The following is a 24,796-nucleotide window of genomic DNA, read 5'->3' as shown; positions in this document are numbered from 1 at the left end:
TGCTAAATAAATTAACTAAATACAAAATTTTTAATAATTATGTATTTAGTTAATTATATATTTGGATGATTGTGTAATAAAAAACAATGTGTAATAAAAAACAAATTGTAATAAAAAACAAATTGTAATAAAAAACAATGTGTAATAAAAAACAATGTGTAATAAAAAACAAATTGTGTAATAAAAAACAAATAGCAGTCCTATTTTACTATATAATAGGTTATTATTTGTTTTTTATTATTTAAATTTAATTATGTCAAAATTTCATCATATTCATCCATATTGTTTTCAAACGGAATAGCTTGTATATCTCCTTGGTATGTGAATTTTGGTTTTACGCTACCAAATTCATTAGCTTGAAAAATTATCTGTTCATCCTTATTCAACGAAAAAGATTGTACCCTAAAAGCAATAGCATCACCAAGTTCTGCTTGACGTGATACCCATGCTGCTTGACGTACTTTGTGAAGCGAAGATATTAATTCAGTTAAATCTAAAACGCCTTTAGCTACTTCTTTTTCATCAACGATAACTTCCCAAGAAATTTCTAAAGGCATTGAGGCATCTGTTAACAAAGTTGAACCTAAACATAAAGAATATGGTTGACTATGTTCTGTGCCAAAAGAAACAAAAAGGACATAACCAGCTAAAGTATTAATAGGCGCTGTCTTCCCCGCACTAGCTATGACAGAGGCAATCCCTAAGTTAGTTTTGATATTTTCCATATCCTCTGTTATATGAACATTATTAGCTAAAATAGGATAAGGTAAAACAGTATCTTTAACTTCTTCTTGTGATGTATATTGCCAACGTAAACGTTTGATATGTAATGGTGGATATAATTCAACATCATCTAAACTTAAAGCAATAGGCTCACCTTCAACTTTATGCTTCGACCAATCTTCATCATATTCATCTAAAACATTTAACCATGAAGAACGTGCAAAAGGTGTTAAACTGAGATATTGCTCTATCGAAGTTGGCCAAACAGGATTAGATGGTTTCATAATATCTGCTAACTTATTTTTAATATTAGGTAAATGGCAAGATAATTCAGCATCAATCACTTGATCTTTATATAACCAACCTAAACGTCCGGGTGGTTTCAAAATTGATGATATCATCAGCGGCCTTTGCTTAATAGCATAAGTAACTAAACGCATAGAAACCCCCTTTTTAAGATGTATTTTAAAAACACCAACAAATTTCATTGTTTTTTAAAAACATTTATCAAATATTTTTAAAAAAATTAAACTGTTTAAAAAATAAAAGATTATTTAAATAATTAGACAGTTTTGATTTTTAGAATAAAAAACAATTACCGTCATTATATACTATTAAAACTAAAAGTATATAATGACGGTAAAGTGAATTATTTTTTAATTGCGATGCTTAAATTTCATAAAACGTGCTTCTGCTTGAGATGCTTAAATTTCATAAAAACAAGCTTCTACTTGCGATGCTTAAATTTCATAAAACGTGCTTCTGCTTCCGGCCAATATATAACATTCCAAAAAGCTTTAATATATTCAGCACGTTTATTCTGATAATGTAAATAATAAGCATGCTCCCAAACATCCAAACCCATTAAAGGAATTAAACCTTGCATAAATGGGCTGTCTTGATTTGGTGTACTAAATACTTGTAATTCCTTACCATTCCACACCAGCCAGGCCCAGCCACTGCCAAACCTTTTCAAGGCTGTTTCCGTAAATTTTACCTGAAATTTCTCATAACTGCCAAACTTTTGATCAATAGCTGTAGCTAATTCTCCGCTAGGATTTCCTCCACCCTGCGGATTTATAGTTTGCCAAAACAAAGAATGATTAGCATGTCCACCTCCATTGTCCCTAACGGCAGGTCGCACATGGTCAGGTAAAGCATCAATATTCATAAGTAACTCTTCTATCTTTTTATCCTCAACATCGATATCATCTAAAGCAGCATTTAAGTTGCTTACATATGTAGCGTGATGCCGACCATGATGTATTTCCATTGTTAAAGCATCAATATGAGGTTCAAGAGCTTTGAAATCATAATTCAAAGCAGGTAATTCATATTTGGTTATACTCGTCATAGGAAAATCCCCCAGTTTCAATTGAATAATACACATTGTATAACATTATTAATGCATCAACAAACCAAAAAACTAGCTTTCTTTAGACGACGAGCAATTGCCTAACTTAGCTAATGTTGCCTCTAAATCATCAACTGTTTCAGAAGAAACTATTTCACCGTCCAAAAGCACAAAGTGTGATTTTCGACATAAAGTACAATTACCTAAACAACCATATTCTAAAACATCCCACATATTTTGTTTCTCCAACTTATCTTTTACTACCTGTAGTTCCTGCGATAAATTATTGGAACAGAACTCTAATAAAGGTCGCAAAGTACACCTCCTATATCTATTAATCATAATCACATAATTTATAACAACTAACTTCTTTATAATATTTTTGATTTTATATATTATTTAAAATAAACGCATTTTAATTAATTAACATCTGAAAAATTTCATATAAAAAAAATAAAGAACATGCACAAAAAAATACGATAAAAAGTATGAAAAAACATTAATTATAAACATATTTATATCTTTATATTTTATTATATATTTTTATCTTTTATAAATAAAAAATTTAAATCAAGTCGAAAATATAAAATAAATCCAAAATAAAAAAACGAATTAAAATAGGATAATAAAACAAATAACGAAATATAAAAATGATCCTTTATAATGCCATTTAATACCTTAAATTTAAAGTCTCTTAAAATATATATACGCAAAAAATAGACCATTGAATACGATAAATAACAACATAAAATAAAAAATTAACCACTTGACAATCATCGACAACCTATGTTTTTAATGATTTAAAATCATATCATTAGAAACTATTTCCTCAATGTGATCTTCATTGAAACCTTTATAAAAATAAGGTCCATCTTCATATCGTCCAATTATACCTGCCAAAAATAAATATTCCAAATGAGAAATCGTTTCTGCTAGAGCAAAGCGCAAAGAATTAAATTCTAAGATTTTAGGGAATATTTGTCGGCAAATAGCATAAGAAAACATGTCTTTAGTTTTTAATAAAGCATGTACTTTTTGTAAACGATCACAATGATGATATTTTAATTCTAAAATACGTTCTTGTAAATTGTTAAATATCTCCCCGTGTGAGGCTAAAACTTTTTTAACAGGTAAAGCAAACAAAACACTCAATGTTTGCAAATAACTTTTGAGCGGATTAAGATCACCAAAAGGCCAAATACTTATATTAGGAGATATGGGTTTTAAAATAGCATCCCCAGCCAATAACAAACCTGTTTCACGATGAAAAAAACTAACATGACCTTCAGCGTGACCTGGTGTGTGAATAAGCTCATATCTTCGGTTACCCATTGTAAACATATTACTGGTAAAAAATGTTGGTTTAGGCTGAGGCTCTACAAGACGTATGAAACTATTCATATGATTTGGTATTTTCTCAAGAAACTCATCCGATAAACCATGTTTTTTAAACCAAGGCAATAACAAAGTTGATATATCACTCGTAAAAAATTGCATCGCTTGCTGAAAACTTTGCTCTTTGATATATACAGGAGCACCGCTTTTTTCTTGCATCCAACCCGCTAGACCATAATGATCAGGATGATAATGAGTAATAACAATTTTTTCAACATCAGACCATGAAAAATCCAGTTTTTGACGCGCGATTTCCCATGCTGCTAAACTTTGCTTTGTGTTAACACCTGTATCCAAAATAGTTATACCTTTATCCCCATATATAACATATGAAAAAACCAAAGGCAAAGGCAAGGGTAAAGGTAACAACACAGGTACGATTTCCGATTCCATTACATACACCCCATGTTTTAAAATATATAACATTCAAACTTTATTATTAACACTTTATTATTAACACTTTATTATTAACACTTTCTCCTGTATATGAATGGTCAAAAAAACAAAAGCTAAGCAGCAACGTTTTTATTTATCATTACGATTTTTGGTAAATTATTTTTATCAAAAATGTTTGTTAAATATATATTTTAAATAGATATTTAATGAATATTAAATAAAAATATAAAAATAAATATATTTTTAGTATGATTAAAATTTCTTTTGTTCATATTACAATATGAACTGCCAATAATAGTATGAAATGACTGTGAATTTGAATTTTATTATATTTCTTTTTATAAAAAGGTAAAAGGAGAAATACCATGCGACTATCACAAAAAGATCTTCAATATTTAAGTGATGAAATAAGTTGGGAACTTTTAGCAGCTAAAAAATGTGCGCAAAATGCCCAGATATGTTCCACAGAAAAAACCATGGATTTATTGAACAAGGTGGGACAAATGCATCAAAAACATTGTGAACATTTACTAGATCTAATCGAAAAATCCAAAGGCTAAACAAGGGGATAAATGATGCCAAAAAAAAATAATTTCACCGAAAAAGATTGCCTACAAGATATTTTAACAACTGAGAAATATTTAATGAATAACTATAGTACTGCAGCTACTGAAGCAAGCTGTGAAGACCTTTCTAATTTTAACATGAAAATGATCCAAGAGATCCATCAGGCACAACAACAAATTTTTAAACAATTACATGATCAGAATATGTATCCGATCGAAGGTGCTCCGCCAGATCAATTAGAACAAAAAAAGGCAAAATTGACCAAAATGCGAGCCGAATTTCCTTATTAATAAAAGTATAGCTATCTAAAGTCATAATATTCTCTAGGCAGGCCGTGATAGCCTGCCTTTAGCGTTTATAAATAATATATTTAATATAAAATTAAACACACATTATTTGTAATGTTTTTTAGAAATCAACTTAACAAAGAACGTGCAGCTTTTACTCCATCTAACTTTAAGTTAGATGCATGCTGTTTTGCTTTAGCCTCAAGCAAAAGTTCCTTAATATTATCTATATCAACTAATGTTCGATCCCTTACCAAAATCTTCCTATTATATCTGAATGATTCTATCTCAGTTAATTCCTTCCCCGAAGAACGAAAAGAAACTAGCTCAAGATCATGTTGCATCCATTTAAGTCTACTTTCAAAAACATTAATCTGGGCCTCTAGCCTATCTACTTCCGATTGCATAAAATTTCTTTCTGCAATATCTAATTCATCTTCAGCGTCATAAAGTTTCGCTTGGGCTTGTTTAATATTTTCCTGATTAGATATCCCGTTTTTATCTTGCAATTCAGCTAATTTAATTTTCGCTTCTTCCACAGCATAATCAGCATCAGCATAATTTGTATAATAACTTTGATTCTCATCTGAAATTTGTTCAAAATATGACTTAGCCGATTCCATATCAATAAAAGACTCATCTGTATTCATAGTAAGATGAATCAACTGTTGTTCTTTTGCAGATTTAGCATTAGCTAATCGATGCTCAAACGAGGCAACACGATCGACAGCTTCATTCAATTCAATATCATAAGATCTAGACTTATTAATATTAGATTTAATTTTCAAATCATATGGTTCAAATGCCTCTTCATCTGGTGTAGGTAAAAGTTCATCTGCTAAATCAGGATCATTAACATTTAAAGCAGGGACAAGCTCCTGCCTAATTGGCCGAACCACTACAGGTTCATTAATACTATCTGTATAAATAGCTCCTGCTCCATCTATCGATACTGTATCAACATTATCAGAAAACCAGACACTATTTACTTCATTAGAAGCATTAAAAGAATCCGCAGACGATAAATTAGACATAACTGTACCAGTCGAAGAAGATGATAAAGATCGACTATTTGCAGATACTGATGACTGTAATGATGTTGCAGATTGATTAAAATCTCCTCGGATTATATTCATATTTGAACCTAAAATTGGATTTGAAGATACACTAAACAAACTAGGAAAAAATTTGTTCAATAAACTTGTAACCCCTATAGAAATTTGCATCGATGATGCTAAAAAAAACATATGCATAACAAAATCATTGTGTACATTAAATTTCCCGTTGTCTTTTCTTTTTTGTTGAAATATCTCATTAGCTTCCTTTGAATAAACACTTATAGCATTAGATATTGGCGATAAAAATAAACCACATGATATATTGATAGTCATTATAAAAAAGCTGAACTTTTTAATTTTTCGTTTCATAATCAATCCCTCCTTTTATATGACAAATACTTCTTAGTGCTATACCTCTTAAATTAGCCAAATATTATGAAAATACATCCTAAAAAACTAATTAAATTCCATAAAATTATTTGCCTTGATTTCTCAATACCTAAATACAGACTTTTATTATCTATTAATAATTAAATATATTTTTATATAAAAAAATATATTTAATTATTAACATAAATATATAAATTGATTTTTTTATATAAAAATAAAAAGGTAAATTATAATAAATTTTTTAAAAAAGATAAAAATATAATATCAATATTTTATAATTTATCCATTTACTATTAGCTTTACCAAAAATTTAATCTAAAGAGCGTTTAAAAACCTAAATAAAGTCACTAAACGTTATGATAATGGTTATTTTAGTATTTAAATTAAATCATTAATAATCGGCCATATTAATACTGCCAAGCAAGTTCTATAGTCCAAATGATATTAATATTAACAAGCCAAACTTTTTATGCTTAGCTTGTTAATATATATAAATTATTCACTATAAACCAGTAAATTATTTATATTTAAATCATAATAATTACACATATAGATCAAAGATGTTGTTGTAAAAGATAGATAAATAAAAACAATCCAATATGTAAAAAAAAAAAATAATAATAACTTAATTTTAACTACAATGGAATTTTCCTTTTAATCACTTGAAACATTATTCTTATCATGGGCAAAAAATAGGAAAATGAGTACGATCGGTAAAGCAAAAATTGTCATGGTCGAAAAAAAATCATTTTCTTTGCTCATATTATAAGTAGCTGCTAGTACACCTATGACAGCGAAAGGAACAGCATATTTGATAATATGACGTTGATCATCAAAGGAAGCTTTACCTAAAAGAACTACTAAGGGGACTAAACACATTCTTTGGATCCAATAACAACTGGTATTTTGTGTTTCTAGATCAGTAATTTCATTCAAATATAAGCTGGTAAAAACTGTAATAAGAACAATTAACCAGGCAAAATAAAGACCATATTGGTAAAAATAATTTTTTAATATATCATAGAAATCATTACTAATACTTTTTTTTGCACTTTGAACAACATAAATTTTAGTATTATCATCCACTATATATCACCACCTGTTGTTAAAAAAGCATACCTTGTCTGTTCTGTCCATAAATACGAATTTAAATAACGCCAGTCACGATAGCGACTGTTAACGCTTTGAGCATGTACTAAAGGTTCACCCAAGGGATTTTTAGCCGTAACAAAGGCAACATGTTTCCAAACACCATTACCTTGCCAATCATAGAAAATGATATCCCCTAAGCCTAGTTGATGCAAATCACTTGTTAAACTAAAAAGAGGGTGCTGTCTTAAATACCAATATAAACTATGTGCTAATGACCAACTATAACTCCATAAAATATTATTGTTTTTCTGGATATACCACCAACCTTTATTAGGATCTAAATCTTCTTTCCCCATCATAAACAAGCCCGCTTCATATAAGCATTGAGAAACAAAACAAGCACATAAATCACTTCCTTTAGGCATCGCAAAAACTTCATTAGGAAAATTCCAATGTTTTTCAGCATAAGAAATACCCTTCAAAACTTCATATGTCGATTTTTTAAATACACGTTTTTGTTTCCTTGGCTTTAATGGCAAAATAGCAGCTAAGAATGTCTTCGATGATTTTGATGTATAAACAGGTAACAAAAAATTTTCAGTTGAAAGCAATTTTATGGATAATGATTTTTTCAAAAAAATACGCCGATGTTCTTCGAACACTTCCTCCCACCTAAAATGATGAAATGAATAAAAAAGTTTAATTAAATAGGAAATAAAAACATCATAAAAATATTTTTCTCGCTCTTCTATATTAAAACTATAAATAATAAACTGATGCTTAATAAGCATTTTTTTTTATAATCAAAAAAACGCAATTTACTAATCCGTTGTTCTTCCTTTCGCAAACATTCTTTACCTTCAACGCTAGCGGGTATACATATGGATGTACCTAATAATAAAGCTTGCTGCATCTGTTTCAAAAAAACATTATAAATAAAATTTACAATTTCATCATGGACATACTTTTTCAAAATCAACACCTAATTCCCTTGTAATTTTATATTAAATAGCCAATTAATTACATAAAAAATCTAAAAAAATCTTTAAAAATATGTATTATTTTCATAAAACAAAACTTTAACATCTATATGCATTTTTATTTTAATAAGTACAAAATGATAAAATAAAAAAGGAAAATTATATTCTAAAGAAAAATATTTCTTTAATAATCATCGATAATAAAATTATTAAAGAAATATTTAATACAAAGAAACCTAATCAAATTTTTTATGATTAAAAGATAAGAAAGATAACTTAAAAATATTCACAAATTCTTATCTGAAAATTAAAAATAACTTATCACAAACATACAATTATCATTGATACTACTAAGCTCTTCTCTATATTTATCTTAAACGCTTCTTGTTTTTAATTCTCCCGTTAAAATTAATTTTAAACTGATAAATAAGATTTCTGATCTAAAAGTTCTTCTCACTCATAAATAAACTATAAATTTGAATCAAAAACCACTCTAGAAAAACTATTTTTATCTGATTTAACTTTTTCTTACAAGCTAGTTGTTTGAAGATTTCCTTTTTTCTGCTCCTCTCCACTTTGGGTTAGTTTTTTTATATCTATAGCATTTTCTATATTATTCTTTGAATTAATGGGTGGGTTGTCCAAGTCAGTTGTTTGAAGATTTCTCTTTTTCTGCTCCCCTACACTTTGGGTTAGTTTTTTTATATCTATAGCATTTTCTATATTATTCTTTGAATTAATGGGTGGGTTGTCCAAGTCAGTTGTTTGAAGATTTCTCTTTTTCTGCTCCCCTACACTTTGGGTTAGTTTTTTTATATCTATAGCATTTTCTATATTATTCTTTGAATTAATGGGTGGGTTGTCCAAGTCAGTTGTTTGAAGATTTCTCTTTTTCTGCTCCTCTACACTTTGGGTTAGTTTTTGTGTAACATTTTTCATCCTATCCTCCAACAGCTTTAGTTCTTTTTCGTATTTACGCATTTTTTCTTTACGAATTTTTTCTTTACGAATTTCTTCTTTACGAATTTTTTCTTTACGAATTTCTTCTTTACGAATTTCTTCTTTACGAATTTCTTCTTTACGAATTTTTTCTTTACGAATTTCTTCTTTACGAATTTCTTCTTTACGAATTTCTTCTTTACGAATTTCTTCTTTACGAATTTCTTCTTTACGAATTTCTTCTTTACGAATTTCTTCTTTACGAATTTCTTCTTTACGAATTTCTTCTTTACGAATTTCTTCTTTACGAATTTCTTCTTTACGAATTTTTTCTTTACGAATTTCTTCTTTACGAATTTTTTCTTTACGAATTTCTTCTTTACGAATTTCTTCTTTACGAATTTCTTCTTTACGAATTTTTTCTTTACGAATTTCTTCTTTGCGAATTTCTTCTTTACGAATTTCTTCTTTACGAATTTCTTCTTTACGAATTTCTTCTTTACGAATTTCTTCTTTACGAATTTCTTCTTTACGAATTTCTTCTTTACGAATTTCTTCTTTACGAATTTCTTCTTTACGAATTTCTTCTTTACGAATTTCTTTGGGACTTTGAGATGTTGATTTGTTTCTCCTTTTAGCTAATGCTATATTTCCTATATCTGTATTTATTAATGAATATCTATCAATTGCACCTGAATTTGCTATCCCTTCATTCCATGTTTTATTTAAATCATAAGAACCACTTCTATTAGGCATCATACCTTTTAGATTATCTATCCCAGTATTTAACTTTTTATTGATCCCTCCTTTTATATTCTTTAATCCTTTTCCAAACTCTGTCCTGAAACTAGCATTTGAATTATTAAAAGATATGAAAAATGCGAAAATCATAACAGATAGAAATCCATATTTTTTTTTCATAAATAAAGCTCCTTCCTAGTTTATATCATTTGATTTTTCAAAGACATAAACCTTATAAACATTTTAACATTAATATACCAATATATGTTAAAATACCCCTATAATAAATAATATAAATTTCATAAGAGCCTTTATTATGGATAAAACCATAAAATTCCTTTTTTATTCTTTGGCACTTTTGTTTATTTTTTATAACTAATTCATACATTTTGTTACCTTTTGTTATTTGCGCTATTATTCTGATATTTTATGACTAGACGAGCCCCTCTAATCTAATGCACTAAAAGTTATTTTGTATTTAATTTATATTAATAATATAAAGACATAAAGATATTTTAATCGAAATTCAAAAATTTTGTTACCTTTTGTTATTTGCGCTATTATTCTGATATTTTATGACTAGACGAGCCCCTCTAATCTAATGCACTAAAAGTTATTTTGTATTTAATTTATATTAATAATATAAAGACATAAAGATATTTTAATCGAAATTCAAAAATATAATGAATAAAATAATTTTTCTTACGTTTTTTTGATTTGAGATGTATTTAAAGTTATTAATAATATATATTAAAAACAATGCCTTTTATATTTTTTAATATATAAAAGGCATTGTTTTTTAGTTTTAGTTTTTTATACTCTGTAAAATTTATTTTCATTTTAAAGACTATAAAAAACATAATAAATGATATATTTTTTTAAGATAAATACCATTTGTTAAGATAAACGCAAAAGTAACCGATTACAAAAATCTATGTACGAACATTGGACGCTGCTGTTCTTGCTAATGCATCACAACGATTGTTCCATTTAACATTACTATGACCTTTTATTTTAATAAATTCAACATTATGACAAGCTAAATCAAGCAAAGTTACCCATAAATCTTTGTTTTCTACAGGCTTACCTGTGACTGTTTTCCAACCATTGACTTTCCAGCGCTTGTACCAAGTTTTACGCAAGCAATTAACAATATATGCACTATCAGAATAAACTTTTATGTGACTTTTTTCTTTGCGCAACTTACGCAATGCTTCAATCACAGCAATTAATTCCATCCGATTATTTGTTGTCATTACTTCGTTACCTAATAATTCTACAGGACCTTGGGGATAAAGAATTACAGCTGCCCAGCCACCCGGACCAGGGTTACCTGAGCAAGCCCCATCAGTATATACTTCAATGCAAAATTGTTCGTCTCTTTCCATTATCTAATCATCCTTTATCCAATTTATCCGCCACTTTAAGCCAATCTTGTGCCGCTAATACTTTCGCCGCAGGATTGCGCAATAAGTAGGCTGGATGGTAAGTCGGTAAAAAATATGTTTCTTTGCGCTTAAACCACTGACCACGAACATTACTAATACGCATCTTTTCATCAAGCAAAGCTTGGGTTGCAACAGCCCCCAAGGTAACAATCAACCAAGGTTTAATAATGCAAAATTGTTCCCTTAAAATAGGTAAGCAAGCAGCAATTTCATCTGGTAAAGGATTCCGATTATTAACAGGCCGACATTTCACAACATTGGAAATATATATGTCATCACGACATATATCAGCATCTTGTAAAAGTTTATCGAGTAATTTACCAGCCCTACCCACAAAAGGACGACCTAAACGGTCCTCATCAGCACCAGGCCCCTCACCTACCAACATTAGTTTGGCATTAAGGTTACCTTCACCTAAAACAACATTTTGTCGTTTAAGCGCTAAAGAACACCCAGTACAGTTATGATATCTTTGCTGTAATGTTTTCAAAAAAATCCTCCTATAATTTACCTAGAACTTAAACCACAAAAAGATCATATATATAATATCAGGAGCATAGAAATTTTAATACTTAAACAGAAAAACCACTCCTTGTTCTCAACCCCTAATAGGGGGAAAACAAAAAGTGGCTATCTAAAAAATATCGGGATGACAGGATTTGAACCTGCGACCCCCTGGTCCCAAACCAGGTGCTCTACCAAGCTGAGCCACATCCCGGCAATAACAGATGCCGAAAGTGGGAATCGAACCCACACTCCAACGGGGGAACACGATTTTGAGTCGTGCGCGTCTACCAGTTCCGCCACTTCGGCTCCCTCACAAGCAACATTTTAAAGTATATATCATCTAAGTAACAAAGTCAACATTTTAAATCAAATTTTCCAACAAAGTCCAGAAAGTTTTTATTGCAATGCCACCAAGTAAAAATCAACTCACACAATATTAATTATATGATAAATCCCACATCATTGCCACACTTTTTTCCAAAAAACAGCGCCCTATTTAAAAACAAGCAACTGATGTACCTAATTACAAACATTATACACTATATGCTTGTGAATCAAACATTATAACACCTTTGATATTAAATATACATAAAGCAATATATTGTCGCTCCTGTAAATTTATGATAGAATATTTTTTGGAGGTGGACCCTCGTGGTAAACCTGTCTCGTTTTCAACAATGGTTTATTGGTATGCTTGTCATGACCCTCTCAGTCTTTGTCCCAAACATCCAGACTGGCCTGGGCATCAAAAACAGCTATCCTAACCCTAACATCTCCATAACGATCACAGGCAAAGAGGTAACTACACTACCATCGAACAAATATATCGCTAAAGAAATCAAAGCGAATGAAACAACATCGCCGCCAGAAACAAGATTAATGATCGAAGACATCCAACCAACGAAGTATGAAGAGTACCACAAATTACGTCAAAACGGTTTATCACCACAGCAAAGCATGATTTATCTCACATCTACAGAAATGTAAAACAAAACACAAAATCAATTTTAACACCGATGACCAAAAAACACAAACTTAATGAGCAGCCTATTTTCCAGCTGCTCATTAAGTGTTTTTTGTTTCATCTTGTATAATTAATCTTTATGTGATTTTTTTTAACATTTTATTATTTTTTAACATTTTATTATTTGATTTGCTATTTTCAGTATTAATAATTAATCAAGCGCTAATTTTTTAGCGCTTCTCTTTAATATATGGAATACCAATAGCTTGGGGTGCACTTACACCACCTATTAATCCGGCCAAAATTAAAATTGTAAGTAGATAAGGTAACATTGCTACTAATTCACTTGGTACATAGTCACCCCAATTAAAAATTGGACCCCAAGTAGATATGGAAATAGAAAAACCAAAGAACAAACTTGCCCCTAAAACACCTAGTGGATTCCATTTACCAAAAATCAAGACCGCTAGTGCAATAAATCCTTGTCCAGCAACGGTTGTAATGCCAAAATTACTCCCTATAGCTGTTGATAAGCACGCACCGCTTATACCGGCCATAATACCACTAATAACAACACCTGTGTACCTCATATTAATTACATTTATACCTGCGTTAGCAGATGCATATGGATTTTCACCAACAGAACGTAAGCGTAGACCCCAAGCTGTTTTATAAAGGAAGAAGAAAGCTAAGGAAACAATGATAAAAGCTATATATACAACTGCTTTAGCTTTAAATATATCACCTATATATGGTAAGGAGCCTAAAATAGGTAAAGCATAAATTGTGCTAAAAGCGTGCTCACCTAAGGAGGGGGTTTGCGCTGTATCAAACATCGCAACGGCCATATATATCGCCAGACCTGTTCCTATAAGATTAATCACTACCCCACTGATGATTTGATCAGCTTTAAGCGTAATTGAGGTAAAAGCATGAAAAAAAGCTAAAAGACCACTTACCATAGCTGCCATAATTAAGCCAAAGAAGGGATTATGGGTTTTAAATGTTGTAATAGCAGCAACAAAAGCTCCCATAGTCATTAAACCTTCTAAACCAATGTTAACCACACCAGAGCGTTCTGAAAACAATGCCCCAATTGCTGCAATAATCAAAGGGGTTGCGTAAAGGAAAACATTACTTATAATCGATGGCAAAAGTAATAAAAAATTACTCAATTTTCGCCCCTCCCTTCGTTGATTTCAGCCAACGCCCGAAAAGACGCAATGGTAAATTGGTAACGACAGAATATAAAATGATGGCAATCAAAATACTGATCAAAGTAGTTGGTATACCATCAAATTGCAAACTTGCTGATCCCTTTTTTAAAATCCCAAAAAGACTAGCAGACAAGATAATACCAAAAGGCGCACAAGCACCTAAGAAAGCAACAGCTATACCATCAAAACCAATATTTTCAAAAGATGATAGAACAGAAACACGGTAATTCATCCCTAAAACTTCAGATGAGCCGGCTAGTCCAGCTAATCCTCCACTAATAAGTGTAGCCATCAAAATAATATAATTGCTATTAATACCAGCGTACTTAGCAGCATATCGATTTTGTCCTACAACTTTAAACTGATAACCCCAGCGTGTTTTATAAAGAAAGAAATATATAATGACAGCAGCTATGAAAGCAAAAAACAAGCCCAAATGCACACGAGAAGCTTCGTCACCAAAAAAAGGCGCAATTAAACCTAAGCGGAGATTCACTTCTAGATCGTCGGCAGCAGATGAACCCGCTTCTACTAAAAAACGTCGAATAATGAAATTACTCAGATAAAGCGCAACAAAGTTTAACATAATACTTGAAATAACTTCATGCACACCTCTTATAGTTTTAAGCAAACCTAAGAGTAATCCCCAGAGAGAACCTGCAGCTATACCTGATATAATAGCTAATGTCATAATAAGCCAAGAAGGACCTTTGACTGAAGAAGCGACAATGTAAGCAAAAAGTTGTCCAATAATAAACTGTCCTTCGACACCAATATTAAACAGACCTAGTCGAAAACATAATGCAACAGACAATCCTGTTAAAATCAAAGGAGCTATGTAACACAAAGATTCACCGATGCCAAGCGGGGTTAAAAGAGAATCACTTAGCAGATTACTATAAACAGTTAAAGGATTGTGATTACTGATAAGCATCACGATAGCACCTATAAGCAAACCCAACAAGATAGAGAGCAATGCCGTAAAAATATTGCTATATTTCTGTAAACGACGCACCAAAATATGTATTCTCCACCTCTCTATATATATTCAGTTTAGCTTAATATTTTGTATCTTTCTAATTAAAAGAACAAAAAATATCTATAAATATCCTAATGTGCTATCCTTTTTTCTTTTGTATATAATCCCGAAATCAAAAGCCCTATCTCTTCCTCACTCGTCTTCTTTGGATCAACAATGCTAACGATATTACCACCGACCATAATAGCTATCCGATCACTAAGCAACATTATTTCTTCTAACTCAAAAGAGACTAATAAGATGGCCCGTTCACGATCACGATGCTCGATAATTTTCGTATGAATAAACGACGAAGCTACCGCATCTAGACCACGTGTAGGCTGCACTGCGATCAACAACATGGGATCACGATCCATTTCACGCGCAATAACAATTTTTTGTTGATTGCCTCCAGAAAGCATTCTCACCGGCAAACTAAGCGAAGATGCCTTTATGCGATAACGCTCGACCAAACATTTAGCATGATCTTCTATCGTCATTTCTCGGAAAAAACCGTATTCATTAACAAAAGGTGCTTTATCTTCAGAAGAAAGAATCAAATTCTCTCTAATGTCACCATCTAATATTAAGCCTTCTTTTTGCCTATCTCCTGGTATATAACCTACACCAGCATCTTTAATATCTTTAACCGAATAATTCGTAATCTCATTATCCTGCAAAAAAATATGACCACTATTAACACGCTGCATACCAGTAATTGCATCGACAAGTTCCATTTGACCATTACCCTCTACACCTAAAACACCTAAGATTTCCCCTGTCTTAATCTTTAAGCTACAACCCTTTAAACAAGGTACTTGCTTTTGATTAATCATATGGACATCTTTAACTTGTAAAATTGTCTTATTATGTTCAAACTTCTTCTTAGACATCTTAATCGGCAATTGCTCTTGTCCCATCATCATTTTCGCTAATTGCTGGGGCGAAGAGTGTACTGTAGAAACAGTTTGTATGGTTCTACCTTTGCATAAAACAGTAACTTCTTCACATATTTGGATAATTTCATTTAACTTATGCGTGATAAAGATAATAGATTTACCAGAATCCGCTATATTTCGGATAATCTTTAAAAAACTTTTAATGGCATTCGGGGACAACATAGCTGTCGGTTCATCTAAAATCAATATATCCGCGCCAAAATAGAGGGCCTTTAAAATACCTACCCTCTGTTTCATTTCAGCAGAAACATCGTCAATGACTGCACTAGGGTCAACCAAAAGATTGTATTTCTCGCTCAAAGATAAAACTTTTTTTTGAGCTTCTTCAATTGAATACCAACCTAATGTTTTTTTGATTTTTTTCTTTAGCTGATTTTCCCGTTTGCCAAAGGATTCTCTACCCAAAATAATGTTTTCTGTTACCGTAAAAGCATGAACCAAAGTCATATGTTGATGAACCATACCAATACCAAGGGACGTGGCTATAGCAGGACTATAGATATGAGCTTTATGACCATTAATTAAAATGTCACCACTATCAGGTTTATAAATACCAAAAAGAATATTAGATAAAGTCGTTTTACCAGAACCATTCTCTCCCAAAAGTGCATGTATAGTCCCTTTTTTTATTTTTAGCCTTATATCTTTATTAGCCGTGACTTTACCAAAACGTTTTGTAATATTCTTCATCTCAACAGCATAAACCGGTTTCATCAATAAACACCTTTCAAATCATGACTTAACAGAAAAAACAGGCACCAAATACGATATACAAGAAGTAAACTTCCGCGGAACATATTATCAGAATTCTTTTACGTTTTCAAGTAACAAGAAATAACTACAATAATGCTTCGATAGAAAATATTACACCCCGTTTAAGATCAACCCGGGACAGTTAGTTCATTATCGATAATTTTCTGCTTAAAATAGGCTAAAAGTTCATCAAGTTTACGTGATTCATATGAACTTAATGCCCCACGATATGAAGGTTCAAAACTAACCGCACCTTCAGAAAGACCATGTACCGTTTTCTTACCAAAACTACTTTTTTCACCTTTTACAATATTATCAATCAAATAATCTAAAACACGATCAGGATTTTTCTTAACTACCCCAATCATATTATGTGGAGCCATATCTATAGGATCGCTATCATTAGCTATAAAAAAACACTTACTTATTTTTTTGCAATCCAAAGCTGCTTGAAAAACACCTGTATTAGCTCCTCCAGCCAAAGGATAAATAACATCAAACATATTTCTATACAAAAGAGATGCTTGCAAATAAACCTTTGATGCTTCACTAAAAGTTTCAACCAAAACATCTTGTACAACAATTTTTTTATTCAATTTCTTTGATGCAGCCTCAACACCAGCGATAAAAGCATCTTTGTAAAGATTAATATGACCTAAAGACATAGCACGAATCATAGCAACACGATCATTTTTCGTCGTCCCAGCAGCTAAAACACCTGCTAAAAAAGCTGACTGACCATATGCGAAATTGTGCACCGCAATATTATTACGGGGCTTAAAATCACCATTAAAAAAGATAAAAAACCGATCAGGTCGTTCCACAGCCTTTTGTTGAACCAAATCGACAGAACGATCCCCCATAGCGAAAATATATTCTGTATCATCAATCAAACGCGAAAAATTTGCACGCAAATCACGATCGTAAGCTGAATCAATCAAACGCAAATTAATACGACTATCTTTCTGGAAAGAAAGCAACTTATGCATCACAAGTCGATCAAAAGATAAATCATTAAAACCCATAAGCGAAGCTAATCCAACATTAACTACAAAAGGTGTTCTTTTCATGACAGATTGATCACACCCAACCAATCCCAAACACAAAATCATTGATAAAGTTAAGGTAAACTTATATTTTTTGCTTTTAATCACAGCACTACTTCCTTTTATACTTAAATTCATAAAAAAACCAAACATAACAAAGGAGTAATAAAAACAAAGCAAAAATCAAACAAATTAAATCCAAAAAAAGAACACAAAACAACAGATAAAAAACAATGAACAACCTAAAAATAAGAAAAATAAAACAAAATAAGAAAAAAACCATAATAAAACTAAAAATAAATAAGATCAAAACATAAAGTAAAATTAAAGAAAAGTAAAATCGCATAAAAAAGAAAGAAAAATAGCTAATTAAAAAATGGGAAATTCACAAGTATTCGTAAACTCAAAACATTTTAGATATCCATTGCAAGATACCAATAAATTAAAACATAATGAAAACATAAATGAAAACATAAAGAAAAAAACTTAGATAGTAAAAGAAATAATAAAATCAAATCATGCTATATAATTGAATTAGTCATTCTAAAAACAGCAAAAGATAAAAAAATAGTATTAAAATAAATAAGCCTGAAAAATTTTTATAGAAAACAAAAAATAGTAGTAAATGAAATTATCTTTAACTTGATTTTAACATATCGGGATATTTTTTTATACCCCTTGCATTTATGAATATGTAAATATGTTTATTCTAAGCCAATTAATACTAGGGTCAAAATTTAAGAGGTATTACCATTAGATATTAATATAGCGAATTAGTAATGATGTAATTTAAACACACCAATAGCCATTCCCCATATCCTTTGTATGTTTAATTAGGTTCTGAAAATCTATGGTTTTTTGGCCAAGCTCAGTATCATTAATTAAGACTTGGTGAAATGAGAGCTTTTATTAGCAAAAATATAACATTTTAGTAATAAACAAATATTAATTAGTAATAAAAAATACTAAATTATTATGAAAAAAGATGGTCAATCCAAACTTATTTTAGAACAGTAAAAGTTAATCTATCTCTTGATAGATATTAAGTTAGATCCACAAAGTCCTTGTATCTTTACTTTTTTTTGATATTGTTTGTTTCAATGTTATGTGTATATATAGATGAAGTAAATATTCTTAATGGTATAAATATATAAATATATATATAAAAGAAATGATGTTTTATTAAATATATATATTAACAATCTCAAACAGGCGTTGCTCTTAGCCAAATTCCAAAACAACTAAGAGTTGCATAGGGAAACTGCACCAAAAATTAATTTGCAATTTTTTAATGCACTTTTCGGCACTTGGCACTTAAAGAAACTCGATATATCACGGTTTGCTTTTTGTGTTTAATCTCAATGACATTAAACACAAAAAGGGAATTATCGTTCATAAATTACGTCTGTAAAAATACTTAGGAACCAAGTCATATTATTTGATATAATATGTAATACTTTAGCTATCAAAGATTTGAAAATTGGCTAACCTAAAGCTCTAAACAAGGAAGAAAGGTGTTAAATTTTGCAAATAGGAACTCTTAAATTAGCTAATCCTGTGATTTTAGCACCTATGGCGGGTATTTGTAATATTGCTTTTCGATCTATTGCAAAAAAATTTGGTGTTTCTATGGTCTGTGCTGAAATGGTTAATGATCGCGCAGTTATATATGGCAATGAAAGAACGAAAAAAATGATGGCTGTTGATCCAAAAGAACGCCCTCTAAGTCTACAATTAATGGGTGGAGAAATTGAAACATTAGTTGAAGCCGCCTGTTATATTGATAAACAAACAGATGCCGATATCATTGATATTAATATGGGTTGTCCCGTACCTAAAGTTATAAAATGCGACGCTGGAGCTAAGTTGCTTCTAGATGCCAAAAAAATTGAACAGATCGTTTTATCCATTGTTAAAGCCGTAAAAAAACCTGTTACAGTTAAAATGCGCATAGGTTGGGATGAAAAACACCTATATGCCATCGAAAATGCTCTTGCTGCCGAAAGTGGTGGTGCAAAAGCAATAGCTATCCATGGTCGGACCCGTGTACAAATGTATCGTGGCAAAGCTAACTGGGATATTATAGGTGAAGTTAAAAAAGCACTTAAAATCCCATTAATTGGAAATGGAGATATTAATTCACCTCAAGATGCTAAAGCAATTATGGAACAAACAGGCTGCGATGGTATTATGATTGGTCGCGCAGCTTTGGGAAATCCATGGCTTTTAAAACAAGTAGTCACATACTTAAAAGAAAACATAATTATACCTTCCCCATCAATCAGCGAAAGAATTAAGATCATTCTCCTCCACTTAGAAAAATTAGTTAATTTAAAAGGAGAAATTGTTGGCATACGTGAAATGAGAAAACATGCTGGCTGGTACTTGAAAAATATACCTAATGCTTCTAAATACCGAGATTTAATTTTTAAACAAAATACCAAAAAAGATATGGAAACAATTTTTAATGAATTAGCAAATAATTATGCTAATTAAAAAAATCATTTACTAATTATAATTAGTAAATGATTTTTTATATATCATTATAAAAATTTCCCATGATGGACTTATCCAGACATATTAATAGAGCCGATGAGTAATGTTCTAATTTCATGCATAAAAATAGCCATTATCATAGCTTTTGTGCATTAAATTAGATTCTTAAAAACTCTGTACCATGGGTATTGGACAAGCTCATATTTTTCTGTCTTTTTAATTAATTAATCGAAAGTTAAAATCATCCACAATATTATCTAATCTAAATTTAATAACTATTTTGAATATACCCAACTTAATCTAAAAAAAGTTAAAGAAAATAAAAGAACTTGTCTAAAAAAAAAATAAAAAGAGTTTAAGAACCTAATAGAATATAATTTATAATTCAAAAGTCCCAAAATAAAGTTTGTTCAAATATGTCCATCTTTATTTCGGGACGGGTGAGCCCCCCTTTGTTAATATTTTAGTTCGTTTTAAGTAAATGCTTACATTTTGTTACCTTTTTTTATATTTCTGATAATTCAATTTTTATCATAACCTCTATGCTAAATGCTAAATACTTAATATTTTATAAATTCTGATAGATTAGGATAATTGCAATAAGAACAAAAATTTTATTTTTTTGAAAATTGACCTAAAAAAGTGATGATAATCTAAGTTTAAATATTATTATTTTATAAAAAATATATTTTTTATAAAATAATAATTAAGCATAAAGTTAATAAATTATAAATAAATGCAAAGTTATAAATTTATATTATTTATGAGAATAAAATTATCGTTATAAATGATCGCCCCACAAAATCCAACCTTAAGACTTCTCCTACCATATTTATCCTTTTAAAGTGTATTCAAAGATTTATGGTAACTTTTTAAATTCACAGGAAGAGGAATCTTAGATCTAATCTCACTTTTTTAACAAAGAATAAAATAAATTCAATATTTACATAATAATTTCAAAATTTTGCCACCATCGGTTTATATTCGTTTTATATAAATTGAATTTCTATAATTAACTGTAATATTAAGTATGTATCTAAATATTTTGTTGTTCCAAATTTATATCTATGCAAATAAAGATAAAATTTAGATTTTTTTAAAAGATATCACAATTCACCATCTGTTTGCATAATAATTAATAATAACTTAATTATTTAACTATATATCTATAAAAAAATTCTTAAATTTATCATAATATATATATTATGATAAATTTATTAACATAAATAATAGCAAAAGCAGGGTGATTTATCCATATAAAAATTATATTTCTAAAAACTCACATATCCACTCTATTGATAATACATATCAAATTAGATTATGAAGAGACTAAATAATGAAATACTTATAAAAAATATATCTAAAAAAAGCTTATAATTTAAATTATAAATAAAAATTTATAATAAAAAAACTATACCTTATAGTTTTTTTATTATAAAAGAAATGCATCTATACTTCTAGCAGGCTTGACAAATATATATATTTAAAAAACAAATAATGTATTATTAATAAAAAAACATAAAATAACTTTTCGCTATCTTGACATTGTACGAATTATTTTGATGATAATGTTTATCATCTAATTTAATTGTGATATAATATGTTTATCAACAAATTATTACGTTGAATAAATTAATAAAAATTATAAGAATGCGAGGAAAAATAAAATGGCAAAAATAATTAAAAAAAGATTAAATCTCCGAATATTATTATACTCTATTATAGCAATAAACCATATATTAAACACACAAATTTATGCTAATGACTACAAAGCAAATGAAATTAAAGCAGGTTGTGGATATCAAAGTCAAAATATAGCAAAATATCATTACAATCAATTTGGTGGATTCAATCGAGTACTCATCTTCCCTTTCGTTACATATAACTGCATTGTACGTGGCCAGGTAATTCACATACTTAATATTTTAGAAGAAGCTGAATATAATTTTAAAAGAGACATTTTTTTATCAAAAGAAAGCAAAATATATAAATCATATCAAAATACATATGAAACAAAAAATAAAAAATACGAAGATATGATTAAAAACAAAAAAATACTCATAAATAAATTAAAATCGAGAATACTAACATTTGCAAACGAAATTATAAATAGCCAGCGTATATCTCCGAATGCAGATCCGATTACTAGAATTCAAAACAGAGATGCTTTTTTAGATTTACAATACTTAGTAAGAAGATTGCCTTTTTTTATATACAATCCTCTTGTGCTAGATATAAAATTTTTACATGACATCGATAAAATAGAAATACAATATGATGAAAATGTGATCGAAAAACATCAGACAGAACAAAAAAATATATACATATCCGATTTAAAAGAAATTATCTTTAAAGACAGCATCATACATGACCTTTCTATTTCAGAAATAGATAAAAAAGATGATGAAATTAATAACTTAAAAATAAGATGTCATAACATAGGAAGTTATGAAGGGTTAAGATATAAAAAATGGTCATATCTCGATTCACTGAGATATAAGCAAAACTAAACAAGCTTGAGCTTGTCCAAAAACCCATATAAAAGCGAGTTGTAAAACCTAACAGAAACCACTAAAAGCTTATAATAGCGGCTATTTTAGGGTTCGAATTACCCAGTAACTAATGGAATATTTAAAATTTCTGGACAAGTCCCTTAAAATATCGCTACGCTAATTAACCTTTGATTTTAAAAATAAATATAAATATTCATATGTTTATAAATATCAAAAAAAATAAACATCTAAAAAAGGTTATTTATCCATAAATATAAATCACAAAAAATAATATATAAATATTTAATATAATCTCAAGATAAATAAAAGTAATATTTATAAAAATAAATTAGCCAATATAAATAGAGCTTATCCAAAACAACAGCATAAATAGCGTTTAAGAACCTAATCAAATGCACTAAAAACTATGATAATGGTTATTAGTGCATTAAATTAGCTCATTATTAATCCGCTATATTAATCTTTTTGGATAAGCCCATTAAAATCAGAAGTTGTTAAATATTTAACGCTAAGATGTATCAAAAAAATGATAAAAAATACTAATTATGCTTATTACAGTTTCTAAACGAAAACAAAATAGCCAGAAACGACAAAATAAACAATGGACTTGTACAAGAATCAATGTGAAGGAAGTTTAAGGGTCTAATCAAAGGTACTACAAGCTATGGTAATAGCTATTTTTGTTTTTAAATCCCATCAATAGTTTTAAAATATAAAAAAACGAAGATTTTTGTTTTAGGGATTTTATTAATAGGTTTAATTTGTCATTTTTAAAGTTATAAACAATGAAATTCTATTAAAAACCTAACTAATACATAGGCGAGCATTAAACATTGCGCATATTAAATCAAATTGTTCTGGAAATTTTTTAGGATTATTGCGATATATATTAGAAATAATCTTATAATCTTTTTACCCAGCCGATAACTCTTTCTACTAATGATTTTTTACGAGAAATTTTTTGATTATATTCCTTTTGTTTTGGGGTCAAATTCTTTAACTTACTTCTTTTATATGGTAAAATCAAGTATAGAAATAGCTTTTGTAAGCTCTGAAAGCCTAAATCAACGATTAAGTTCGCATATTCAGATAACCATGGAATGTAAGAATCTTTAAAAAGCTTAAAATCATGTAAACTACCAGGTGCGAAATTTGTGTAGCCATATAGAAGCTGTTTCAGCACAAATTGCACGGAAAGACTTCGTTGTTGGATACTTTTTCTTCTGGATTCATATTTTTTATTATCTTTTTTTGGTCTTTCTATGCGCAATTCAGTACAATCGAATATACACAAACCAAATATGAGAGATGAAAAATATGGGCTCTGATTTGAAGGATATCTTTTGGATAATACTTTCTTGGCGATACCTTGTATCTTTTGTATGATGTTATTAACCGCAATTTTACTAATACCAAAAATTTGTGCAATCATTCTATTTTTAAGCCCGAGAAAAAAATTATGAAAAAATAAGTATACTTGATTTTCAGGGTCGAGTATCTTTGGCCTCCCATCCTTTCTTTTGGTCTTTAAATCTATTTTTCTAACTCTATTAACTATTTTTCAAAGATGATTTTATCTACACCGATAGCAGACATGAATTTACCTTCATAAAATGATGCTATTTTGGAATATTCCATATTTAAGTATTTAACTTTAGATTTATACATATATGCTTAATCCTCTCTTTTAAATATCAAATTTTATAGTAGTATATATCAAAAAAAAATCACAATGTTATATTGATATTGTGATTTTTTTTTGATATATATTACAATATTAAATTCAAAAATATTATAAAGATATAAAATTATTTTATATAAACCGATTTTTTAGCATAAACTTAAAACTATTAATAAAATGTATGAATTTCGATATATAATTATCAATATTCAAATAATTAAAAAATTAGTATTTATATATCTTAAACAATATATCAAAGGCAGCTTTATTGT

General features: G+C 29.3%; 21 protein-coding genes and 2 tRNA genes. 5 read left to right on the top strand and 18 right to left on the bottom strand.

What is annotated here, in order from left to right; genetic code table 11:
* Nucleotides 1-251 precede the first annotated feature (251 nt).
* The 4 genes from VS182_RS05995 to VS182_RS05980 form a co-directional block, all read right to left on the bottom strand.
* Nucleotides 252-1,163 carry a hypothetical protein gene (locus tag VS182_RS05995; RefSeq protein ID WP_479484204.1) on the bottom strand — a complete coding sequence of 304 codons (912 nt, stop codon included), beginning with the start codon at nucleotides 1,161-1,163 and terminating at the stop codon, nucleotides 252-254.
* 287 nt (nucleotides 1,164-1,450) lie between these two features.
* A complete protein-coding gene (locus VS182_RS05990; RefSeq protein ID WP_479484205.1) occupies nucleotides 1,451-2,077 on the bottom strand; it encodes a superoxide dismutase in 627 nt (208 codons plus the stop codon).
* Nucleotides 2,078-2,149: 72 nt separating this feature from the next.
* Nucleotides 2,150-2,392, bottom strand: coding sequence for a DUF1450 domain-containing protein (locus VS182_RS05985; protein ID WP_479484206.1), 243 nt, complete (start codon nucleotides 2,390-2,392; stop codon nucleotides 2,150-2,152).
* Between the two features lie 477 nt (nucleotides 2,393-2,869).
* Entirely contained in the window at nucleotides 2,870-3,865 is a 996-nt protein-coding gene (locus VS182_RS05980) for an MBL fold metallo-hydrolase (RefSeq protein WP_479488567.1), read from the bottom strand.
* A 368-nt stretch (nucleotides 3,866-4,233) separates the two neighbouring features.
* Here VS182_RS05980 and VS182_RS05975 point away from each other — a divergent pair, with 368 nt between their 5' ends.
* Nucleotides 4,234-4,428: a hypothetical protein gene (locus tag VS182_RS05975; RefSeq protein ID WP_479484208.1), complete on the top strand. Its 195-nt coding sequence runs from the start codon at nucleotides 4,234-4,236 to the stop codon at nucleotides 4,426-4,428.
* Between the two features lie 15 nt (nucleotides 4,429-4,443).
* Complete coding sequence (locus VS182_RS05970; protein ID WP_479484209.1) at nucleotides 4,444-4,725, top strand: spore coat protein; 282 nt, start codon at nucleotides 4,444-4,446, stop codon at nucleotides 4,723-4,725.
* A 125-nt stretch (nucleotides 4,726-4,850) separates the two neighbouring features.
* On the opposite strand, the gene VS182_RS05965 is transcribed toward VS182_RS05970, so the two are convergent.
* The 9 genes from VS182_RS05965 to VS182_RS05925 all read right to left on the bottom strand — a co-directional run bounded on the left by VS182_RS05965 (nucleotide 4,851) and on the right by VS182_RS05925 (nucleotide 12,183).
* On the bottom strand, nucleotides 4,851-6,149 hold the full coding sequence (locus tag VS182_RS05965) for a hypothetical protein (RefSeq protein WP_479492474.1): 1,299 nt from the start codon (nucleotides 6,147-6,149) through the stop codon (nucleotides 4,851-4,853).
* Nucleotides 6,150-6,824: 675 nt separating this feature from the next.
* Nucleotides 6,825-7,256, bottom strand: coding sequence for a disulfide oxidoreductase (locus VS182_RS05960; RefSeq protein WP_479484211.1), 432 nt, complete (start codon nucleotides 7,254-7,256; stop codon nucleotides 6,825-6,827).
* Nucleotides 7,256-7,924 (bottom strand): amidase domain-containing protein, encoded by a 669-nt coding sequence (locus VS182_RS05955; RefSeq protein ID WP_479492473.1) that lies wholly within the window; start codon nucleotides 7,922-7,924, stop codon nucleotides 7,256-7,258. Before VS182_RS05955 ends, VS182_RS05960 begins: the two co-directional genes overlap by 1 nt.
* Before the next feature lie 86 nt (nucleotides 7,925-8,010).
* Nucleotides 8,011-8,244 carry a hypothetical protein gene (locus tag VS182_RS05950; protein WP_479484213.1) on the bottom strand — a complete coding sequence of 78 codons (234 nt, stop codon included), beginning with the start codon at nucleotides 8,242-8,244 and terminating at the stop codon, nucleotides 8,011-8,013.
* 526 nt (nucleotides 8,245-8,770) lie between these two features.
* Complete coding sequence (locus VS182_RS05945) at nucleotides 8,771-10,102, bottom strand: hypothetical protein (RefSeq protein WP_479492472.1); 1,332 nt, start codon at nucleotides 10,100-10,102, stop codon at nucleotides 8,771-8,773.
* A 752-nt stretch (nucleotides 10,103-10,854) separates the two neighbouring features.
* A complete protein-coding gene (gene rnhA, locus VS182_RS05940; protein ID WP_479492471.1) occupies nucleotides 10,855-11,310 on the bottom strand; it encodes a ribonuclease HI in 456 nt (151 codons plus the stop codon).
* A 7-nt stretch (nucleotides 11,311-11,317) separates the two neighbouring features.
* Nucleotides 11,318-11,860 (bottom strand): uracil-DNA glycosylase, encoded by a 543-nt coding sequence (locus tag VS182_RS05935; protein ID WP_479484216.1) that lies wholly within the window; start codon nucleotides 11,858-11,860, stop codon nucleotides 11,318-11,320.
* A gap of 154 nt (nucleotides 11,861-12,014) precedes the next feature.
* Nucleotides 12,015-12,088 (bottom strand) — tRNA-Pro (locus VS182_RS05930).
* 11 nt (nucleotides 12,089-12,099) lie between these two features.
* Nucleotides 12,100-12,183, bottom strand: a tRNA-Leu gene (locus tag VS182_RS05925).
* A gap of 345 nt (nucleotides 12,184-12,528) precedes the next feature.
* Here VS182_RS05925 and VS182_RS05920 point away from each other — a divergent pair.
* The gene (locus VS182_RS05920; RefSeq protein WP_479484217.1) at nucleotides 12,529-12,864 is read left to right on the top strand and encodes a hypothetical protein; all 336 of its coding nucleotides are present in this window, start codon (nucleotides 12,529-12,531) and stop codon (nucleotides 12,862-12,864) included.
* 207 nt (nucleotides 12,865-13,071) lie between these two features.
* Here the strand turns inward: VS182_RS05920 and VS182_RS05915 are convergent, their stop codons facing one another.
* The 4 genes from VS182_RS05915 to VS182_RS05900 all read right to left on the bottom strand — a co-directional run bounded on the left by VS182_RS05915 (nucleotide 13,072) and on the right by VS182_RS05900 (nucleotide 17,987).
* Nucleotides 13,072-14,016 (bottom strand): ABC transporter permease, encoded by a 945-nt coding sequence (locus VS182_RS05915; RefSeq protein ID WP_479484218.1) that lies wholly within the window; start codon nucleotides 14,014-14,016, stop codon nucleotides 13,072-13,074.
* Nucleotides 14,009-15,073 (bottom strand): ABC transporter permease, encoded by a 1,065-nt coding sequence (locus tag VS182_RS05910; protein ID WP_479485158.1) that lies wholly within the window; start codon nucleotides 15,071-15,073, stop codon nucleotides 14,009-14,011. Before VS182_RS05910 ends, VS182_RS05915 begins: the two co-directional genes overlap by 8 nt.
* Nucleotides 15,074-15,168: 95 nt before the next feature.
* Entirely contained in the window at nucleotides 15,169-16,749 is a 1,581-nt protein-coding gene (locus tag VS182_RS05905; protein ID WP_479484219.1) for an ABC transporter ATP-binding protein, read from the bottom strand.
* A gap of 167 nt (nucleotides 16,750-16,916) precedes the next feature.
* Nucleotides 16,917-17,987: a BMP family lipoprotein gene (locus tag VS182_RS05900; RefSeq protein WP_479492470.1), complete on the bottom strand. Its 1,071-nt coding sequence runs from the start codon at nucleotides 17,985-17,987 to the stop codon at nucleotides 16,917-16,919.
* A gap of 1,368 nt (nucleotides 17,988-19,355) precedes the next feature.
* On the opposite strand from VS182_RS05900, the gene dusB reads away from it, so the two are divergent.
* The gene (gene dusB, locus VS182_RS05895; protein WP_479485159.1) at nucleotides 19,356-20,330 is read left to right on the top strand and encodes a tRNA dihydrouridine synthase DusB; all 975 of its coding nucleotides are present in this window, start codon (nucleotides 19,356-19,358) and stop codon (nucleotides 20,328-20,330) included.
* A gap of 1,667 nt (nucleotides 20,331-21,997) precedes the next feature.
* Nucleotides 21,998-22,840 (top strand): hypothetical protein, encoded by an 843-nt coding sequence (locus VS182_RS05890; RefSeq protein ID WP_479484221.1) that lies wholly within the window; start codon nucleotides 21,998-22,000, stop codon nucleotides 22,838-22,840.
* Nucleotides 22,841-23,744: 904 nt separating this feature from the next.
* Here the strand turns inward: VS182_RS05890 and VS182_RS05885 are convergent.
* Nucleotides 23,745-24,275: a transposase family protein gene (locus VS182_RS05885; protein ID WP_479492469.1), complete on the bottom strand. Its 531-nt coding sequence runs from the start codon at nucleotides 24,273-24,275 to the stop codon at nucleotides 23,745-23,747.
* Between the last annotated feature and the right edge of the window lie 521 nt (nucleotides 24,276-24,796).

It is taken from the genome of Pasteuria ramosa (assembly GCF_056496785.1).
Note: the sequence above shows the minus strand (reverse complement) of the source record. Positions and strands in the feature narration are given on the sequence as shown.